The 18,627-nt window shown below is 63.3% G+C and carries 16 protein-coding genes; 7 read left to right on the top strand and 9 right to left on the bottom strand.

Annotated elements, in window-relative coordinates; genetic code table 11:
- Both BLR92_RS14265 and BLR92_RS14260 read left to right on the top strand, forming a co-directional pair.
- The coding region (locus tag BLR92_RS14265) for a pyruvate kinase (protein WP_245704215.1) at window positions 1-718 on the top strand (718 nt) is incomplete at its 5' end.
- A 163-nt stretch (window positions 719-881) separates the two neighbouring features.
- Window positions 882-1,724: an EamA family transporter gene (locus BLR92_RS14260; RefSeq protein ID WP_089729720.1), complete on the top strand. Its 843-nt coding sequence runs from the start codon at window positions 882-884 to the stop codon at window positions 1,722-1,724.
- A gap of 337 nt (window positions 1,725-2,061) precedes the next feature.
- Here the strand turns inward: BLR92_RS14260 and BLR92_RS14250 are convergent, their stop codons facing one another.
- Entirely contained in the window at window positions 2,062-3,093 is a 1,032-nt protein-coding gene (locus BLR92_RS14250) for a GlxA family transcriptional regulator (protein WP_089729715.1), read from the bottom strand.
- 149 nt (window positions 3,094-3,242) lie between these two features.
- On the opposite strand from BLR92_RS14250, the gene BLR92_RS14245 reads away from it, so the two are divergent.
- On the top strand, window positions 3,243-4,637 hold the full coding sequence (locus BLR92_RS14245) for an FAD-binding oxidoreductase (protein ID WP_089729714.1): 1,395 nt from the start codon (window positions 3,243-3,245) through the stop codon (window positions 4,635-4,637).
- A gap of 1 nt (window position 4,638) precedes the next feature.
- Complete coding sequence (locus BLR92_RS14240; RefSeq protein WP_089729711.1) at window positions 4,639-5,598, top strand: homocysteine S-methyltransferase family protein; 960 nt, start codon at window positions 4,639-4,641, stop codon at window positions 5,596-5,598.
- A 452-nt stretch (window positions 5,599-6,050) separates the two neighbouring features.
- On the opposite strand, the gene BLR92_RS20080 is transcribed toward BLR92_RS14240, so the two are convergent.
- From BLR92_RS20080 to BLR92_RS14215, 5 genes are all read right to left on the bottom strand, one after another.
- Window positions 6,051-6,305, bottom strand: coding sequence for a transposase (locus BLR92_RS20080; protein ID WP_089729709.1), 255 nt, complete (start codon window positions 6,303-6,305; stop codon window positions 6,051-6,053).
- A gap of 61 nt (window positions 6,306-6,366) precedes the next feature.
- Entirely contained in the window at window positions 6,367-7,863 is a 1,497-nt protein-coding gene (locus BLR92_RS14230) for a sodium:solute symporter family protein (RefSeq protein ID WP_089729708.1), read from the bottom strand.
- A 143-nt stretch (window positions 7,864-8,006) separates the two neighbouring features.
- Window positions 8,007-8,399, bottom strand: coding sequence for a RidA family protein (locus BLR92_RS14225; protein WP_089729706.1), 393 nt, complete (start codon window positions 8,397-8,399; stop codon window positions 8,007-8,009).
- On the bottom strand, window positions 8,396-9,886 hold the full coding sequence (locus BLR92_RS14220) for an N-acyl-D-amino-acid deacylase family protein (RefSeq protein WP_089729704.1): 1,491 nt from the start codon (window positions 9,884-9,886) through the stop codon (window positions 8,396-8,398). Before BLR92_RS14220 ends, BLR92_RS14225 begins: the two co-directional genes overlap by 4 nt.
- Before the next feature lies 1 nt (window position 9,887).
- Window positions 9,888-10,751, bottom strand: coding sequence for a MurR/RpiR family transcriptional regulator (locus tag BLR92_RS14215; protein WP_089729702.1), 864 nt, complete (start codon window positions 10,749-10,751; stop codon window positions 9,888-9,890).
- Window positions 10,752-10,874: 123 nt separating this feature from the next.
- Here BLR92_RS14215 and BLR92_RS14210 point away from each other — a divergent pair, with 123 nt between their 5' ends.
- Window positions 10,875-12,104, top strand: a complete 1,230-nt coding sequence (locus tag BLR92_RS14210; RefSeq protein WP_089729700.1) for an amino acid deaminase — start codon at window positions 10,875-10,877, stop codon at window positions 12,102-12,104.
- A gap of 22 nt (window positions 12,105-12,126) precedes the next feature.
- Here the strand turns inward: BLR92_RS14210 and BLR92_RS14205 are convergent, their stop codons facing one another.
- The 3 genes from BLR92_RS14205 to serA all read right to left on the bottom strand — a co-directional run bounded on the left by BLR92_RS14205 (window position 12,127) and on the right by serA (window position 17,004).
- Window positions 12,127-14,151: a CocE/NonD family hydrolase gene (locus BLR92_RS14205; protein WP_089729757.1), complete on the bottom strand. Its 2,025-nt coding sequence runs from the start codon at window positions 14,149-14,151 to the stop codon at window positions 12,127-12,129.
- 51 nt (window positions 14,152-14,202) lie between these two features.
- Entirely contained in the window at window positions 14,203-15,489 is a 1,287-nt protein-coding gene (locus BLR92_RS14200) for an ATP-grasp domain-containing protein (protein ID WP_089729698.1), read from the bottom strand.
- Between the two features lie 264 nt (window positions 15,490-15,753).
- Window positions 15,754-17,004, bottom strand: coding sequence for a phosphoglycerate dehydrogenase (gene serA, locus BLR92_RS14195; protein ID WP_089729697.1), 1,251 nt, complete (start codon window positions 17,002-17,004; stop codon window positions 15,754-15,756).
- A 345-nt stretch (window positions 17,005-17,349) separates the two neighbouring features.
- On the opposite strand from serA, the gene BLR92_RS14190 reads away from it, so the two are divergent.
- Both BLR92_RS14190 and BLR92_RS14185 read left to right on the top strand, forming a co-directional pair.
- Entirely contained in the window at window positions 17,350-17,622 is a 273-nt protein-coding gene (locus tag BLR92_RS14190; RefSeq protein ID WP_089729695.1) for an exodeoxyribonuclease VII small subunit, read from the top strand.
- Window positions 17,612-18,499 carry a farnesyl diphosphate synthase gene (locus BLR92_RS14185; protein ID WP_089729693.1) on the top strand — a complete coding sequence of 296 codons (888 nt, stop codon included), beginning with the start codon at window positions 17,612-17,614 and terminating at the stop codon, window positions 18,497-18,499. Before BLR92_RS14190 ends, BLR92_RS14185 begins: the two co-directional genes overlap by 11 nt.
- Window positions 18,500-18,627: the final 128 nt, after the last annotated feature.

Below are 18,627 nucleotides of genomic sequence, written 5' to 3'. Positions count from 1 at the left end.
CGAGGCGGTGATGGTCGCGCGCGGCGATCTCGGCGTGGAGATCGGCGATGCCCAGCTGATCGGCGTGCAGAAGCGCATCATCCAGCGCGCCAGGACCCTCAACCGCGCGGTGATCACCGCCACCCAGATGATGGAGTCGATGATCAGCGCCCCGCTGCCGACCCGCGCCGAGGTGTTCGATGTCGCCAACGCGGTGCTCGACGGCACCGACGCGGTGATGCTCTCGGCCGAGACCGCCGCCGGCGACTACCCGGTGGAGACCGTCGAGGCCATGCACCGGCTGTGCCTGGGCGCCGAGCGCGAGCGCAGTGTCCAGGAATCCGGGCATCGCATCCACGAAGACTTCACGCGCATCGACGAGACAGTGGCGCTGGCCGCCATGTACGCCGCCAATCACCTCGACGGCGTGGCGGCGATCGCCTGCATGACCGCCTCCGGCTACACGCCGCTGATCGCATCAAGAATTCGCTCGGGGCTGCCGATCGTCGGGCTGGCCCACAACCCCATCGCCCAGCGGCGCATGGCGCTGTATCGCGGGGTGGTGTCGCTGGCCTTCGATACCAGCGAGATGACGCCCGACGAACTGGACGCCCAGGCGCTGGCCCTGCTCGAGCGCCAGGGCATCGTCGCCACGGCGGACGACGTCATTCTCACCCGCGGCGATCACATGAACGCCCATGGCGGCACCAATACCCTGAAGATATTGCAAGTTAGTTAGTCTCCTGAATCAGAGACCCAAGACAACGGCCCGGATAGCTTGCTCCGGGGCCGTTGCGTTTCCCGGTTCGGCGCCGTTCCCACCGTCAACAGCCGCGCTGATTGAATTGACATATCGCATCGCGACATGAAGAGTCACTCTTTATCTATCGATAAGAGCTGATATGACCACGCCCGTTCTGTTGGCCGTGCTGGCCGGCGCACTGATGCACGCCAGTTGGAATGCGCTGGTCAAGGTCGGGCTCGATCGCCTGCTGGGCATTTCGTTGATCCAGATAGCCTGTGGCGCGCTGGCACTGCTTGGTGTGGCTTTCGTCGACTTGCCGCAGACCGCCGCCTGGCCCTGGCTCGCCGCTTCGGCATTGCTGCACGTGGGCTACAACCTGTTCCTGGCACGCGCCTATCGCGTTGGCGACCTGGGGCAGATCTATCCCATCGCGCGTGGTTGCGCGCCCTTGCTGGTGACCTTGGTGGGTTTGTTCGCGCTCAGCGAACGGCCGACCTGGCAAGGCTATCTGGGTATCGCGCTGCTGATCACGGGTATCGTGTGCATGGCGTTTCGCGGTGGACGCAAGCGCCGGCCCGATGCCATGGCATTGAACAGCGCCTTGACTACCTCCGTGTTCATTGCCGGTTACACCCTGGTGGATGGCCTCGGCGCACGCGCCAATAACGACGCGTTGAGCTACGTGGTGTGGCTGTTTCTGCTCAATGGCCTGGTCATGATCGGCGTGCTAGGGGCGATGCGTGGGCGTTCGGCCTTTCTCGCCCTGGGCGATTACTGGCGCATGGGGCTGATCGGTGGCGGGCTATCCATCAGTGCCTACGGGATTACCATCTGGGCGATGACGCAAGCTCCCATCGCGCTCGTGGCGGCGCTGCGTGAAACGAGCGTGCTGTTTGCGATCGGCATCGGCGTGATGTGCTTGGGTGAGCCCTTGCAGCGTGAACGCCTGCTGGCCGGCGGCCTGATTCTGGGCGGCGTCGTCATGACGCATTGGGGATGAATCGGCGGCCGGGAAATGCTGCCTGGACCGCCGTTGTCAATCGCTAGGGTTATGAGGGTGTCGACGCGGAATCCGGTGTCAGCGTTACATCGGGGCCTGTTCCATGCGCTCGCGCTCCTGGTCGATGATCGCGCCCTGCCAGTTGTAGCGCGGCCAGAAGCGGGCCTTCGTTACTAGCCACAAACGGCCAATTTTGGACCCAAGGGACGCCGGCTGAGAACTCGACCGAATCGAACAAGCGGGCATTCGATTCACGTAACCGGAAGCGGAACCCGCTACATCCAACGACCCGAAGTGCAGCGGTGAGATTCCTGGACAGCGGTCAGGCCAGGGCATTTCACTGTGCTCCAATCGGCCGAGCGATCTGTGAAATGCGCTGGAACTTCTTCCGGTAGGCTGCAGGGGACTGCCCGACATTTCGCTTGAAGACACGCCGAAATGAAGCCGGGTCTTCGTAACCGACCGCAGCCCCGACCTCCTCAATTGAAAGTGCATCGGTTTCTAGTATCTGCTTGGCTTCCTCGACCCTGATCGCCTGCACAAATTCGATCGGCGAGAATCCCGTCGCCGCCCGAAAGCGGCGCGAAAAGGTGCGGGTATTTAGGCCCGAACGTTCGACCATCTTCTCGACCGGTTTGGTGGTGGCATAGTTGTCGGCAATCCAGGCCTGGCAGTCTGATATAGATCCGTCGGCGGACTCCATCGGGCGAGTCATCACCGAATAGGGCGACTGACCTTCAGAATGTCCGCTGATCAGGAAGACCTTCGCGGTTTCAATCGCGTGCCGGTATCCGCAGAACCGGGCAATTAAGTAGACCGCGAGATCGTGCCAGGCGCTGACCCCGCCGGCGGTCACGATGTGGTCGCCTTCTGCCGCCAGACATAGGACGGATTCACTATGTAACGAGATCTCTGGGTAGTGGCGCTGGAACATGTCGCGGTATGCCCAGTGGGCCGTCGCTTCATGCCCGTTCAAAAGACCCGCTTCGGCCAGCAAGAGCGATCCCGAGCAGACCGAAGTGATAAGCGCTCCGTCGCCATGCATCTGCCTCAACCACCCAGCCTCACGCGGGTAACGCCCCTTGGGCACATCGTAGATCGAGGTATACATGTCGCAGACGATCACCGCGTCCGGCTCAACGAGATCGTCTATCGCCGCATGTGGCTCGACCGGAATATTTCCTATGCAGCGAAACGGCCTGCCATCGGCCGAAACGATGCGGACATCCAACAGCTCCTTCCCCGGGGTGCCGGCCACCATGTCAAGGTAGACCGCACCCACGGACAGCAGAACGTCATAGAGGCCGTAAAGGACCGACGCCGAAGTTTCCGGCGCCGCTAGCAACATGATCAGGGGTTTCTTTTGCATGCATACAGTACCGTTTTGACTAATTCAGCACGGCTTTGGCTCATTTGCCTTGGTCGAATGTCCACTTTGCCTTGAAAGTGGCGATATTACCACTAACCCGAGGGGCGCCGCCGTCATAGCATGGGTGCACTATCAGAAGGAGTCGTAAAATGAACAACCTGAAAACTGCGCTCGAAACGCTTGCCAATGGGTTTGGTGGAGAGATCTTCATGCCTGGTGACTCGGGATTTGACGACGCGCGGGCAGTCTGGAACGCGATGATTGACCGACGGCCCGCCATCATCGCGCGGTGCCGGAACACAGACGATGTAATCGCGTCCGTCAAGTTGGCAGGCACTCGGAATCTACCCATCGCCATCCGCGGCGGGGGCCACAACGTAGCCGGTCATGCGGTCTGCGACGAGGGTGTCATGATCGATCTTTCCCTGATGCGCGGCGTGGACGTCGATACCGTCCGCCGTGTAGCCATCGTAGAAGGCGGTACGCTCTGGCGGGATGTGGACGCCGCCACTCAGGCGCACGGCCTGGCGACGCCGGGCGGGTTGATCTCGGACACGGGCGTGGCGGGACTGGCGCTTTCGGGTGGGATCGGTTGGCTGCGAGCGCAGCACGGACTGTCGATCGACAACCTGGTCGCGGCGGATGTGGTCACGGCCAATGGTGCGCTGATCCGCGCCAGCGCCGATGAAAACTCGGATCTACTCTGGGCGCTCAAAGGCGGGGGCGGTAATTTTGGGGTCGTTGTGCGGTTCGAATTCGCGCTTCACCCCATCGGCCCTGAAGTGATGTTCGCGGCCCCCATTTATGCCCTCGACGACGGCCCCGGCCCGATACGCGCCTGGCGCGAATTTCTGGCCAGGCATGGTGATCGTGTCGGATCGCTCTGCGAGTTCTCCACTGCCGGCGGCGAGGATTTCCCCGAAAAGTATTGGGGAAAGCGCGTCTATACCCTGGCTTGCGTCTATAACGGCGATGCAGCGGAAGGCGAGACGTTGCTTCAGCCCTTGCGCGAACTCGGGACCATGGTCGCCGATTTTTCCGGTCGGATGGACTACTGCGATGTTCAGCAACTCTTTGACACGCTGATGCCATCAGGCGATTTCCGTTGCTACTGGAAAGCCCGGTATCTGACCGACCTGACCGACGAGATGATTGACCTCGCAATGCAGAACGCCAAGGCCGCGCCCTCGGATAATACGCTGTCATCTCTGTGGAATTTCGGTGGGGCGACGGCGCGGGTCCCGACTGAGGAAACGGCTTTCGGCGATCGGTCGATGGGCTGGATGTATTCTCTGGACGGCGTTTGGTCCGATCCTGGCGAAGACACCGCGAACATTGCCTGGGCTCGCGATGGTTGGACGGCGTCGGAGCGCTTCGGCCATCACGGCCGCGTCTATCTCAACTTCCCCGGCCACGGCGAAGACGGTGCCGCGCTGACCCGCACCAGTTTTGGATCGAATTACCAGCGTCTTGTGGAAATCAAGACGAAGTACGACCCTGAAAACCGGTTCCGCTTCAACCAGAACATCGCACCGGAGGCTTGATATGCGCGCGCCGTCACCACTTCCCGTAGCCGGGTCAGGCACAGTCTTCTTTACCGAAGGCGGGTCCGAAACCGAAATCATGTATCGTCATGGGTTCGAACTGCCCGAATTCGCCATGTTCCCATTGCTTGACATCCCAAGCGCTGCGACCGCCATGCGCGACATGTTCCGCGCACAACTGGATGTGGCAGCCGAGTTCGGATTTGGTTTCCTGCTATCTGGGCTCGACTATCGCGCGAGCCCGGACTGGGGCGCCAAACTGGGCTATTCGGCGACGGCGCTGGCGGATGCCAACATTGCGGCCATCGCCTTTCTGCGAGAGATCGCGGACGACTACCGCGACCGGATCCCAAGCCTTTTGATCGGAGGAATCCTGGGCCCGCGTGGCGACGCCTACAGGCTGAACCGCGGTATAACCGCCGAAAGCGCCGAGGAGTATCACGCGGTTCAGCTTGAAACGCTGAAACGGGCGCAGGTGGATTTTGCCTGCGCAATGACCTTCAATAATGTCCCTGAGGCCGTCGGCGCAGCACGCGCTGCTGCGCGAATTGGCGTGCCGCTCTCAATTGCGCTAACGCTTGATAGCACCCATCGCCTCAAGTCCGGCCCAACGCTTGGCGAAGCGATCACCGAGATCGATGCGCAAACCGGGCTTGATGCGCCCGACTACTACCTGGTGAACTGTTCTCATCCATTGGAATATGAGCCTGCGCTTGACGATAGCGCGTGGACCAGGCGACTGCGCGGCGTTCGACCAAACGCGTCGAATATGGAAAAAATGGCACTGTGCAAACTGGGCCATCTTGAAGACGGAAATCCGGTCGAGCTTGCAACGCAGCTAAGCGACTTGCATGCCCGGTACCCGCATATGGACGTTTTTGGAGGCTGCTGCGGCACGGGCGACAAGCATCTGCGCGAGATCGCAAAGGCTCTCGGGCAAGAATCGTTGGTACGAACATGAAACAGTCAATCGCTCTCGGCGCGCGCCGGATTATTGGAAACCTACCTGATCGAACAATGGCCGCGGTTTGAAGTAGGCCGCCGATTATTAGCCGCAGCTGTGCCACATGGGGGTGGCTGGCTACCTATGATCGTCGCTACGCTCCTGGCCCACGTCCGCTTTCTCGCCCCCGTCGTCAGATGACAGCTCTAGCGAACGGCTGCAATGGGTCGACATCTGCCTGTCAATCGCAGCTAAAGCAGCTCCTACAACACCATTGTAACCGGCAGGTAAGGGCCGCCTGCTGCCCTTTAGTTTCAGATAAAGCAGCTACTTAAACCCCTTCCCACTGGTCAATTCGGGTCGACAGCCCCCTTTAGCGCAGCACTGCGCTTTCACTCGCCATCAGCCTAAACCAAAAAGTTGAGATACCGAGAGGATGCGCGGTGTCGGCTCCCGACTGACCAGCCAAGTCAGCGGTTGTGGAAGGCGCGCGGGTTGAAGAGCACTTCGCAGTAGACGGGCCGCAGGTAGCTCACCAGCAGTTGCTGATCACAGGACACGTAGAGCGGCAGGAGGCAGTAGCCATCATAGAAGCCGGAGAAATGCCGGCCGAGTTGCTCACCATGCACTGGATCGACATCGGCGTGGTGTGCTTGGGTGAGCCCTTGCAGCGTGAACGCCTGCTGGCCGGCGGCCTGATTCTGGGCGGCGTCGTCATGACGCATTGGGGATGAATCGGCGGCCCGGCAATGCTGCCCGGGCCGCCGTTGTCAATCGCTAGGGTTACTACGAGGGTGTCGACGCGGAATCCGGCGTCAGCGTCACATCGGGGGCCTGCTCCATGCGCTCGCGCTCCTGGTCGATGATCGCCAATGCCTCGGCTTCGCTGACGCGCGAAGCCGGGGTCAGCAGGCTGACCGCCACGCCGCCGAGGGTGGCCACCAGCACGGCGGGGATGCTGGGGTTGCCCCAGAAGGCGCTCCAGCCATCGTGCGAGATGACCGCCAGCGAGGTCGCCGAGGCGGTGACCAGGGTGGCGATCGCGCCCTGCCAGTTGTAGCGCGGCCAGAAGCGCCCGAGCATGCCGCACACGAACATGCCGGCCAGCACCGTGGCGATCATGCTGGTGATGTAGGCGATGACGTTGTCCGAGGTCAGCGCGAAGCCAAGCGCCAGGCCGATGGTGGCGACCAGCGCCAGCCGCGAGTAGAGCACCACGTGGCGCGCGGCGGGTACGCGGCCGGTGAACAGCACGTAGATATCGCGTATCAGTGTCGAAACCCCGGCGATGGCATCCGAGCTGGCGCTGGACATGGTCGCTGACAGCCCCGCCACCAGCAGCAGCAGGCCGAAGCCCAGCGGCAGCACCTCGGTGGCGAGATACGGAAAGGCGAAGTTGCTGTTTTCGAGCCCCGGATTGAGCGCCTGGGTGGCCATGCCGATGATCGCCGGGATGATCGAGAAGCCCAGGTACAGCACCCCGGTGATGACGAAGGAACGCCGCACCGAGCCTACCGATTCGCCGGAATAGATGCGCTGGCGAAACGACGGCGTGGCCAGCACGCCGACGGCGATTACCGTGGCCAGCGACAGGGCGGGAATAGCGCCGACCTTGCCGATGCCCAGGAAACTGGTGCTGGCGGCATCCATGCCGGCGGTCAGCCCATCGAAGCCGCCGACCTCGACCAGCGCCAGCACGGCCATGGCGATGAAGCCGACGAACAGCAGTACCGCTTGCACGGTGTCGGTCCACACTACCGCCATGTAGCCGCCGATCACGCAGTAGATACCGAAGCCCAGCGCGACGATGACCTTGGCCAGATCGACGTCGATATCGGCCATCCACGCCAGGTAGAGCCCGCCGCCGAGAATATGCGCGCCCAGCCAGCCGATGCAGGCGATATAGATCAGCAGCGCGACGATATTGCGCACCAGCCGGTTGGCGCCGACATAGTAGGAAAGCTCCTCGCTCATGGTCATGAAGCGCAGCTTGCGCACCGGCGCGAAACACACCGCCAATAGCAGCACGCCGGTGGCGCCGCCGAGGCCGTAGAGCGCGCCGGCCCAACCGTTGGTATAGCCGAAGCCCACCGCGCCCATGCTCGAGCCGGTGCCGACCATGGTCGCCACGGTAGTGCCGACGGTCAAAAACAGCGGCAGGCTGCGCCCGCCGAGCAGGAAGTCGTCGCCGCTGCCGCGACTGCGTCGCGACACCCACCAGCCGAAGCCGATCATGGCGACGATATACACGAAGAAGGTGCCGAGGAAGATATGACTGTTCATGCTAGCCTCTTATACTTGTTGGCTCGGTCGTTGCCGCGACCGAGGCAGTGGTAAGGAATATCCATCCATCATCGCTGCTCGGTGCCGCGCCCTTGCCGGGGCGCGGCACTTTTTCTTTCATCGCTTTTCGTTTTGTCGCTCCATCACGCGCGATCGGCGCGGTAGCACGAGACATCGACCTCGACCTTGCAGTCGACCACCAGGTCCTGGACGCTGCAGATGCGCGCCGGCGGATTGGCGCCGAAGATTTCGGCGAACACCTTGTTGAACGACGAGAAGTAGCGCGCGTCGGTCAATACCGCCGTGACGTGCACCACGTCCTCCACGCCGTAGCCGGCCTCCTGCATGATCGCCAGGCAGTTGTCGAAGGCCAGCCGGGTCTGTTCGATGATGCCGCCTTCGACCACCTCGCCATCGGTCATCGGTGTCTGGCCCGAGACGCGTAGCCAGCCGCCAGCCTCCACGGCGCGGGCGAAGGGCAGTTTCTGGCCACCGGTGCCGACGCCGCCTTCGACGCCGTAACGCTTGATACTCATGGGGTTTCCTCCAGGGTGGTTGGGTAATCGTTGCTGGGGCGATGATCGATGCGTCCACGGCGGCGCAGCAGGCGTCCGCCGCGTTCGCCGGTGGCCTGGCCTTGGCGATAGCCGATCGTGCCGTTGACCATCACCAACTCGATGCCGCGAGCGGCGGCGATAGGCTGGGCGTAATCGGCGCTGTCCTCGAGTGTCGTGAGATCGAACAGAGTCAGGTCGGCGTAGGCGCCCTCGCGGATCACCCCACGATCGATCAGTCCGAACTGCGCCGCCGACAGCCCGGTCATCTTGCGTATCGCTTCGCTCAGCGGCATCAGTTGCAGATCGCGGCTGTAATGCGCCAGTACGCGCGGGAAGGCGCCCCATAGCCGCGGGTGCGGATGCGGGTCGTTGGGCAGCCCGTCGGAGCCGACCATCGACAGCGGATGCGCCAGCACGCGGCGCATGTCGTCTTCGCTCATGTTGTGATACACCGCGCCGGCGGGTTGCAGGCGCTTGGCGGCGTCCATCAGCGTCAGGCCCCAGTCGGCGGCGATCGCCGCCAGTGTGCGGCGCGCCTGCCCGGGGTGCGGATCGGACCAGGTGATGAATATTTCGATCTCGTCGGTGACCTGGCCGAGGTCCAGCGTCGACGAACCGGCAGTATAGGGGTAGCAGTCGCAGTGGGCGCGCTGGTCGAGCGCGGCGTCTTCCAGCTTGGCCAGCGCCTGCGGCGCGCCGCCCCAGTTGCCCGCGCCGGCGCATTTAAGATGCGAGATCACCAGTGGCGCGCAGCCGTGGCGGGCGGTGGCGAAGGCTTCGTCCATGGCATCGGTCAGGCCGGCGAACTCGTCGCGCAGGTGGGTGGTATAGACGCCACCGGCGGCGCCGACCTCGGCGACCAGCGGCTGCATTTCGGTCATCGGTGCCTGAAAGGCGTTGCGGTAGGCGAGCCCCGAACTCATGCCCAGCGCGCCGGCATCCAGCGATTCGCGTAGCGCCTGGCGCATGGCCTCGATCTCGTCTCGGCTTGCGGGGCGGGCGAAGTCGTCCATCACCTGGCTGCGCAGGCTGGTATGGCCGATCAGCGCGGCGACGTTGACCGCCGGCCGGGCGGCGTCCACCGCCGTGGCGTAGGCTTCGAACGTCGGGTAACGAAAATCCTCGGCGCGGCCCAGCAGGTTCATCGGGTCCGGCACGTCGCCGGCGAGGGTGACCGGGCTGGCGCTGATGCCGCAGTTGCCGACGATCACCGTGGTCACGCCCTGGGAGAGCTTGGGCAGCATCTCGGGGGCGCGGATGACGTTGGTGTCGTCGTGGGTATGCACGTCGATGAAGCCCGGCGCCAGGCAATGGCCATGCCCCTCGACGACTTCCCCGGCCCCGGCGTCGGCGAGTTGGCCGATGGCGGCGATACGCTCGCCGCGAACGCCGACGTCGGCGCGATAGGAGGCGGCGCCGGTACCGTCGATCACTTCCACGTCGCGAATCAGGATATCGAAGCGCATGTCAGTCTCCCAGCGGCTGGCGATTGTCGCCGCCACGGTGGGCGTCGAGAGTGATCTTGAGCCGGCGCAGCTTGTCGCGGGAGCGGTCCTGATGACGCAACGCCAGCTCCATCGCCAGTACATCGATGGCGGCGAGCATGGCGTAGCGCGACGACGACGGGTGATAGATGAAGTCGGTTTCGCGCGCCACCACCGGCAGCACCACGTCGGCGGCCTCGGCGAGCGGCGAACCGGTGGCGGTGATCGCCACCACCCTGGCGCCGTACTGGCGGGCGATATGCGCAGAGTCGACGATCTCCGGGGTATAGCCGGTCACCGACAGCGTCACCACCACGTCGTCGGGCTCCAGGGTCGCCGCGACCATGCGTGGCAGCAGCGATTGCGGGTAGGCGCTGATCGCATAACCCAGCCGCACCAGGCGAAACTGCATTTCCTGGGTCAGCATGGTGGAACCGCCACCGGCGCCGAACACCAGGATCTGGCGTGCGCCGTCGAGCAGCTCGACCGCGCCCTTGATGTCGGCCTGTTCCATCAGCTCGCGATTGACGGCCAGGGTCTGCGCGGCGATGTCGTAGACCGCACCCAGGCCATCGGCCTCGCCGGCGTCCTGGATGAAACGGCGCCCGGCGGCCAGCGCGCGGGTCAGGCGCAGCTTGAGATCGCGCACGTTATGGCAGCCCACCGCCCGGGCGAAGCGGGTCACGCTGGCATCGGAGACGTCGGCGCGCGCGGCAATATCGCTGATATTGGCCTCGGCGACGAAATCGATGTCGGCGAAGATCAACTCGGCGACCTTCTTTTCGGCGTCGCGCAGGCTGGCGAAATCGCCGGTGATGCGTGACAGAATATCGATGTCTTGGGTCACCAATCTCTCCTTTGGCTTGCCTATGCGACAAAGTATGGTAGTTTCTAACAATAAATCAAGTTGTATGAAAATTACTATCACAGTGTTTTGGTAATGAACGCAAGAACGTTCGGGAGAATCAGGATGAGCGAATCAGCGACGGCGACCGCAGCGGTTCGAGAAGCGGGCCAGAAAGGCACTCCGGAGGCGGGGCGGTCACTGCTGTCGGGCGTCAGCCTGCCGGCGGCGGCGATCTTCGCGCCGGCGCTCGAGCACAACCTGGCGTGGATGCAGCGCTTCGCCGAAGCTCACGGCGCGCATCTCGCGCCGCATGGCAAGACCACCATGACGCCTGAGCTGTTCCGGCGTCAGTGCGAGGCCGGCGCCTGGGGCATCACTCTGGCCACCGCGCCGCAGTGCCGGGCGGCATTCGCGCACGGCGTCGAGCGCCTGCTGCTAGCCAACCAGTTGGTCGGCGAAGCCAATATGGTGATCGTCGCCGGGCTGATCGAGGCGGGCGCGGATTTCTATTGCGTGGTCGACTCCGAAGCCAACGCGCAAGCGCTGGGGCGTTTCTTCGCCGCGCGCAAGCTGCGCTTGAAGGTGCTGATCGAGTTGGGTGTCGAGGGTGGGCGCACCGGCTGTCGCAACCAGGCGCAGGTCATCGCGCTGGCCCAGCTCATCGGCGCCGAATCGGCGCTGCAACTGGCCGGCATGGAGGGCTACGAGGGCGTGGTGCACGGCGACGATCCCGTCACCGCTATTCGCGCCTATGCCGGCCTGCTGGTCGAGACCGCCCAGCGGCTCCACGCTGACGGGCTGATCGAGGTGGATGAGCCGATCGTCACCGCCTCGGGCTCGGCCTGGTATGACCTGGTCGCCGAGGCCTTCGATGCCGCGCAACTGCGCGAGCGCTTCACGCCGGTGCTGCGCCCAGGCTGCTATGTGGTTCACGATCACGGCATCTATCGCGAGGCCCAGCGCGGCGTGTTGGCGCGGCGCGCGGATCTGCATGAGGGCCTGCTGCCGGCGCTGGAGGTCTTCGCCCAGGTGCAGTCGCTGCCCGAGCCGGGGCTGGCCATCGTTGCGCTGGGCAAGCGCGATATCGGCTTCGACCAGTTGCCCGAGCCGCTGCGCCGTTATCGGGAAGGTGGCGATGCCAGCGACACGCTGACGGTGGAGGGCTGGACGCTGACCAAGCTAATGGATCAGCACGCCTTCATCCGCTTGCCCGAGGGCGCGGATGACGTACAGGTGGGCGATATCGTCGCCTTCGGTGCCTCGCACCCATGTTTGACCTTCGATAAGTGGCGGCGTGTGTGCCTGGTGGATGATGGCTTGAACGTCAGCGAGGTGCTGGAAACGGCTTTCTAGGCGACAGAGGCTAGCGTGCCGCCTAGACATTATCCCGTGCGATGGCGCGATCCCAGTTCTGCGAGTAGACGCGCCGATCGTCCTCGTAGGCGTCCAATTGCGCATGGATGAGGAAGTCCGTGGCGGTACAGGTCAGCACCGTGCGGGTAATGACTTCGATATTCCAATCGTCGCGGGTAAAGGCGCGCTGGGTATAGGTTTCGCCGCGCGCCGAAGTGAAGTCGTCCTTCATGAACGAGTACCACTCGCGGGTGCTGCGGCGGATTTCCGTGCCGATCTCGTCGATGCGATAGCCGCCCTGGTCGTTGATGACTTCCAGGGTCGATTCCTTGTTGGCCAGATCGCGATGCAGTAGCCAGTTGTGTTCGCTGGGTTCGAGCCGGGTGGTCTCTACCGCCGGGGCCTGTTCGGGTTCGGCGAGCGGGCGCAGCCTCTCGTCTGCGTCGCGCGGCGGGCGTACCGGTAGCCACAGCCTGCTATTGCCGGTGTAGACGGTCATCAGCACCGGCTCCGGCGGGAACCAGGCCAGCGGCCAGTAAGACGTGGAGAGCGAGACGCGCAGCCGGTGCCCGGCCGGGAAGCGCTGGGCGGTGCCGTTGAGCGGCACGCGAACCCGATAGCGGCGATGCGGTTCCAGCGGTTGCGGGTTCTCGTCGCTATCGCGGTGGGACAGGTTGAGCAGGCCATAAGTGACGCGGGTGGCCTTGCCGTCCGGCGCCACGTCGGATAGGCGCACCGCGATCATCGCCTGCGGCCGGTCGACCGATAACTCCAGGTTCACACACGGCATGCCGGCGATTTCCAACGGTTCCTCCAGTGGCTGGCTCCAGAATACCAGCGAGCCGCCGTCCTCCTCGCGCTGATCGCCCGGCAGGTCCGGCGTGGCGGCGTAGGAGCACCACTTGCCGGCGAACATGCCGACACTCAGCGGCGATTGCACGGTCAGGGCCTTGTCGATGGTGTTCTTCTCGCCACTGGCACCGAGGGTATAAAGTCCCAGCGGATAGCCGTGCTCCTCGATGTGCGCCGAAGGCCAGGCGTCTTCGCCGATCCAGCGTCCGGGGCGCTCCGCATAAGCGGTATCGGGCGACACGCTGTCCTGCATCCAGGCGCGTAGCATGGGTTCGTCCATCACCCCGGTATCGCGGTCCTTGAGCCAGTGATCCCACCAGCGCAGCGCTTCCTGCAAGAAGCCGATGGCCGGGCCCGGAATGCCCTGATGCGGAAATTTGTGGCCCCAGGGGCCGATCAGCCCCTTGCGCGGGACCTCGAGGTGTTCGAGCAGGCGAAAGATCGCGTTGGTGAAGCCGTCGGCCCAGCCGCCGATCGCGAATACCGGGCATTGAATGGCGGCGTAGTTCTCGCACACCGAGCTTGCCGTCCAGTACTCGCTGCGGCGTTGGTGCGAAAGCCAGGTGTCGAGCCACAGACCGCTACCTTCCAGGCGCTCGAACCACATGTCTCGCCAGCGGTCGCCGACGATCTCGGGATCCGGCGGCAGGCTGTTGAAGGCGAACATCACCGTCGCCTCGGAGAGATTGTCGCCCAGCAGGCAGCCGCCCATGTAATGCATGTTGTCGGCGTAAAGGTCGTCGCTCGAACACATGTTGATGATCGCTTTCAGGGCTGGCGGTTGCCGCGCCGCCACCTGCAGGCTGTTGAAGCCACCCCAGGAGATACCCATCATGCCGACGTTGCCGTCGCACCAGGGTTGCTCGGCGATCCAGGCGATGGCGTCGACGCCATCCTCCTGCTCCTGGCGGGTGTATTCGTCGACCACGACGCCGTCGGAATCGCCGCTGCCGCGCATGTCCACCCGCACGCAGACATAGCCATGCCCGGCCAGGTAGGCATGGTTGTTGGCGTCGCGGGCACGGGTCAGGTCGCGCTTGCGATACGGGATGTATTCCATGATCGCCGGCATCGGCTCGCGCTCGGCGGCTAGCGGCAGCCAGATGCGCGCGGCCAGGCGTGCGCCGTCGCTCAGGGTAATGAAGGTGTTTTCGATCACGCGGATTTCGTAGGGGAACGAGGTGATCGTGTGCATGATTCCTCCCTTCTTCTGGAATCGACGATTGGCGAGGCTGCGCATGAGCGCTCATTGCGGCACGGGATCGAACTCGAAATGCAGCGCCTCGAGACAGGCTTGGTAACGCTCGCGAACCTGCCGATGGGTCTCCCCGCCCAGGCAGACCGTTCCTATATGGTAGGAGAAACTGTCCTGGTTAGGCAGCTCGCTCAGGCGAATGCCCGGCGCGACATCGAGCCGGACCAGCGTCCCGGGAAAGCGCTGGGTCAGCGCGCCCAGCTCCTGCTGGCTGGGTACGCGCGTGACGATGCCATCTTCGAAATGCGGGATGATGCATTTGGCGGCGACAGCGAATCGCCCCTGGCGATAAGGAATCGATGGCTGAATGCCCAATGCCACATCGATGGCGATTTCATGATTGGACATGCCGTCGACCATCACGAATGCTTCGCTGTGCGACTGGGATATCCGCGTGTTGACCTCGATCAGGCGTAGCCGGTCGGCTTTTTCGTCCCACATGAATTCGACATTGAAGCAGCCGTTGTCATAACCGATATGCTTGAGAAAGCGCTCGCTGGCATCGATCATTCGCTGCTGTATCGCTTTGGGCAGGCTGGAGGGGTACTCCATCCTGTCATAAAGGTCGTCCTGCCTGTCGATGGGCAGGTCAAACACCCCATGAACGCGGAATTCGCCGCGAAAAATGCTGCCTTCGGGGGCGCCCTCGATCCCTGAAACGATCTCCTCGGCGATGCAGGTATTGCCGTTGGCCCGGCGGATCTCGGGCGGCAGATCCACGTGGGCCAGCGCCTCGTTGAACGGATCGCCGAGATGATGAATCCGGGTGCGGGTCTCCTCGATGGCCGCGTGGAACTGTTCGGCGTTGTCGATCCTGAAGCCGAGCTGAGAAGAGAAAGCCTTGACCGGCTTGAGCCAGAATGGATAGGCGAGATCGACCTGTTCCAGCGGATTTTTCGTGAAGGGGTCGACGCTGGCGAAACGCGGAACCAAGTCGGGAATGACTTTTTGCTGTTCGACTCGGCTCCAATACTTGTGCTCGCACTTGAGCACGCTCTCGAGCGAGGGCGAGGGAATGCCGTATTCGTGGCAGAGTATCGGCACCAGCACGCTAGTCGGAAAGTCCCAATGGGCGACGATGGCGTCCACATTGCCCGAAAACTTCTGCAGTTCACGCCGGATTCGCGCCAATAGATTATCGAACGAGAAATCCCCGCTTTCCACCAATGTGGCGACATCGAGCAGCCCATGGAATGCGCGCTCATGGGCATTGCGTGTGGTTTCCAGCTCGATGCGCTGTTGCTCTTCCAGTGCCGGGATGAAAATGTTTCTTTTCATCGCTTGCCTGCCTCCATGGCAGTCTTCAAAAGAAGCGTTGCGATCGGTTCCCTCGCGGTCCCTGCTTCTTCTTATGCTGAAAACGTAGTCAGTCTTTGGATGAAGTGCTACGAGAGATACCTAATGTTGTCTGCCGTTACCCGGTGAAACATTGTGCAATCCTGGCCTTGCTCGCGTGGCGCGACTTCATCGCGCCAGAAACGGAAAAAGCCGCCATATCGATGGCGGCTTGGAACGGTTAAGCGATAGCGTCGACGACAGGGCTCAATCGTCGAAATTGCTCTCGGAGTAGAGCGCACGGATACGCAGGGTGTGCTCGACGTGCTTGAGCGCCTCGAGCGCCTGAGCGCCGTAGGCCTTGTCGACATCGATGACCACGTAGCCGACTTCCGCGTTGGTCTGCAGGTACTGGCCCGAGATGTTGATGTCGTTCTCGGAGAGCACGCGGTTGATCTCGGACAGCACGCCGGGCACGTTGTCGTGAATGTGCAGCAGACGATGCTTGTCGGGATGCGCCGGCAGCGCGACCTCGGGGAAGTTGACCGAGGTGATGGTGGTGCCGTTGTCGGAGTAGGTGATCAGCTTCTCGGAAACCTCGATGCCGATGTTCTCCTGGGCCTCCAGGGTCGAGCCGCCGATATGCGGGGTCAGGATCACGTTGTCGAGCCCGCGCAGCGGCGAAACGAATTCCTCGGCATTGCCCTTGGGCTCGACCGGGAAGACATCGATGGCCGCGCCCAGCAGCTTGCCGCTCTTGAGCGCATCGGCGAGTTCCTCGATCGCCACCACGCTGCCGCGCGAGGCGTTGATCAGGATACTGCCTTGCTTCATCAGCGCGATCTGTTCCTTGCCGATCATCCAGCGCGTCGAAGGCAGATCCGGCACGTGCAGGCTGACCACGTCGGCGCGCGCCAGCAGTTCCTGCATGCTGGCGACCTGGCGGGCATTGCCCATGCCTAGCTTGGTGACCACGTCGTAGTAGATCACATCCAGGCCCAGCGACTCGGAGAGTACCGAAAGCTGAGCGCCGATGTTGCCGTAGCCGATGATGCCTAGCGTCTTGCCGCGAGCTTCATGGGCATTCTTGGCCGATTTCAGCCAGCCGCCCTGGTGGGCACGGGTACTCTTCTCTGGAATCCCACGCAGCAGCATGATGGTTTCCGCGAGCACCAGTTCGGCGACCGAGCGGGTATTGGAGTAAGGGGCGTTGAACACCGGGATGCCGCGCGTCAGCGCCGCGCCCAGATCGACCTGGTTGGTACCGATGCAGAAGCAGCCTACTGCGGTAAGCTTCTCGGCGGCGGCGAATACCCGTGCATTGAGTTGGGTGCGCGAACGTATGCCGATAAAGTGAACATCGCGAACCTTATCGATCAGCGTGTCTTCATCCAGCGAGGTTTGCAGGTGCTCGATATTGGTGTAACCAGCATTCAACAGGTTATCCACCGCGGACTGGTGGATGCCCTCGAGCAGCAGGATCTTGATCTTGCTCTTGTCCAGGGACGTCTTGGCCATTGTCGAATCAACCCTTTCGGCGGCGGGTGCCGCTCTATGTCAGTATGATTTTTAGACCTGCCGGCATGGCACTTTCGTGAAGGCAACGGCCCGGAGGCAAGATGGGGCGGGGGCCACGCGATCGAATGGAGCGCGCCAACAGGGGCCATATCGTAGCACAACCGGTCTGGTGCTGGATGAAAAAGCCGGCGCTTGTGTATGAGCGAAATACACGTGAATTCGACGATTTTGCCGGCTTCGAACAGGCCCAAGGGCAGACGCACCCGGGGGCGGTGCGTGTATACTGTGCCGCCAGAACACGGACATGCGCGGGCCGCCGGCCCGCTTCGACGAGCGAGGCGCGTCATGCCAGACAAGGACAAGGCGGCTCCGGAAGATTTCGCCGCCACGTTGGATCGGCTCGAGGCATTGGTCGGCCAGCTGGAATCTGGCGAATTATCGCTGGAGCAGTCGTTGACGGCTTTCGAACAGGGCGTGCGCCTGACGCGCGATGCCCAGCGCCGCCTCGATGAAGCCGAACTCAAGGTGCGGGCGCTGGTCGAACAGCCCGACGGCACGCTCGCCGAGGCGGCGTTCGACACGCCCAAGCGACCGGCGGAGGCCGACGATGACCACTGAATCGGTGGCACTGCCGTTGCGTCTGAGTGCCGACCGGGCACGCATCGATGCCGAGCTTGACGCGCTGTTCGCTCATCGCGATATGCCCGCCGAACGGCTAGAAGCGGCGATGCGCCATGCGGTAACGGGCGGCAAGCGGCTACGGCCGGTGCTGGTGTATGGCGCCGGTCGCGCGTTGGGTGCCAGCGACGACGATCTTGACGTCGCGGCGCTGGCGGTAGAGCTGATTCACGCCTATTCGCTGGTTCACGACGACCTGCCGGCCATGGACGACGACGACCTGCGGCGTGGTCGGCCCACCGTGCATCGTGCCTTCGACGAAGCCACGGCGATTCTCGCCGGCGACGCCTTGCAGGCGCTGGCCTTCGAGCTGCTCGCCGATGCCGCCCGGCCGCGCCTGGCGGCGATGATCCGCACCCTGGCCCAGGCCGCCGGTCGCGACGGCATGGTCGCTGGCCAGGCGCTGGATATCGACGCGGTGGGCGAAGCGTCGGATGTCGAGACGCTGGCCACCGTGCATCGTTACAAGACCGGCGCGTTGATCCGCGCCGCGGTACGCCTGGGTGCGCTGACGGCCGTCGACGAAAGCGACCCGCGCATGGCGGCGCTCGATGCCTACGCCGCGGCGATCGGCCTGGCTTTCCAGATTCACGACGACGTGCTCGACGTTACCGGCGACACCTTTACGCTGGGCAAGACCTCCGGCGCCGATGCGGCGCACGACAAGCCCACCTACCCGGCCTTGCTCGGCCTCGATGGCGCTCGTGCCAGGGCCCGCGAGCTGCTCGATGAAGCGCTGGCGGCTCTCGCGCCATTGGGCGAGGCCGGCGTACCGCTGGCCGAGCTGGCCAAGTATATGATCGAGCGCGACTACTGAGAGGATGTCTACAAAATGCCTGCACTCGGCAATACAGCGTTGAAATTTTCCTCAAAATGCTCATTTACCTATCGTAAACTGCGCTTTTTCGCTCAATTTCGCCTTGTCATGCCTTCGTTCGCCTGTTT

Source organism: Modicisalibacter muralis (assembly GCF_900102945.1).
Classification (GTDB): domain Bacteria; phylum Pseudomonadota; class Gammaproteobacteria; order Pseudomonadales; family Halomonadaceae; genus Modicisalibacter; species Modicisalibacter muralis.
The sequence above is the reverse complement of the archived record's forward strand: the minus strand, read 5'-3'. Positions and strand labels throughout refer to the sequence as shown.

Excerpts from the sequence above, each read along its gene's own strand:
- BLR92_RS14260 (WP_089729720.1), top strand. The coding sequence starts at position 882 with ATGACCACGCCCGTTCTGTTGGCCGTGCTGGCCGGCGCACTGATGCAC.
- BLR92_RS14250 (WP_089729715.1), bottom strand. The coding sequence starts at position 3,093 with ATGCAAAAGAAACCCCTGATCATGTTGCTAGCGGCGCCGGAAACTTCG.
- BLR92_RS14245 (WP_089729714.1), top strand. The coding sequence starts at position 3,243 with ATGAACAACCTGAAAACTGCGCTCGAAACGCTTGCCAATGGGTTTGGT.
- BLR92_RS14240 (WP_089729711.1), top strand. The coding sequence starts at position 4,639 with ATGCGCGCGCCGTCACCACTTCCCGTAGCCGGGTCAGGCACAGTCTTC.
- BLR92_RS20080 (WP_089729709.1), bottom strand. The coding sequence starts at position 6,305 with ATGCGTCATGACGACGCCGCCCAGAATCAGGCCGCCGGCCAGCAGGCG.
- BLR92_RS14230 (WP_089729708.1), bottom strand. The coding sequence starts at position 7,863 with ATGAACAGTCATATCTTCCTCGGCACCTTCTTCGTGTATATCGTCGCC.
- BLR92_RS14225 (WP_089729706.1), bottom strand. The coding sequence starts at position 8,399 with ATGAGTATCAAGCGTTACGGCGTCGAAGGCGGCGTCGGCACCGGTGGC.
- BLR92_RS14220 (WP_089729704.1), bottom strand. The coding sequence starts at position 9,886 with ATGCGCTTCGATATCCTGATTCGCGACGTGGAAGTGATCGACGGTACC.
- BLR92_RS14210 (WP_089729700.1), top strand. The coding sequence starts at position 10,875 with ATGAGCGAATCAGCGACGGCGACCGCAGCGGTTCGAGAAGCGGGCCAG.
- BLR92_RS14205 (WP_089729757.1), bottom strand. The coding sequence starts at position 14,151 with ATGCACACGATCACCTCGTTCCCCTACGAAATCCGCGTGATCGAAAAC.
- BLR92_RS14200 (WP_089729698.1), bottom strand. The coding sequence starts at position 15,489 with ATGAAAAGAAACATTTTCATCCCGGCACTGGAAGAGCAACAGCGCATC.
- serA (WP_089729697.1), bottom strand. The coding sequence starts at position 17,004 with ATGGCCAAGACGTCCCTGGACAAGAGCAAGATCAAGATCCTGCTGCTC.
- BLR92_RS14190 (WP_089729695.1), top strand. The coding sequence starts at position 17,350 with ATGCCAGACAAGGACAAGGCGGCTCCGGAAGATTTCGCCGCCACGTTG.
- BLR92_RS14185 (WP_089729693.1), top strand. The coding sequence starts at position 17,612 with ATGACCACTGAATCGGTGGCACTGCCGTTGCGTCTGAGTGCCGACCGG.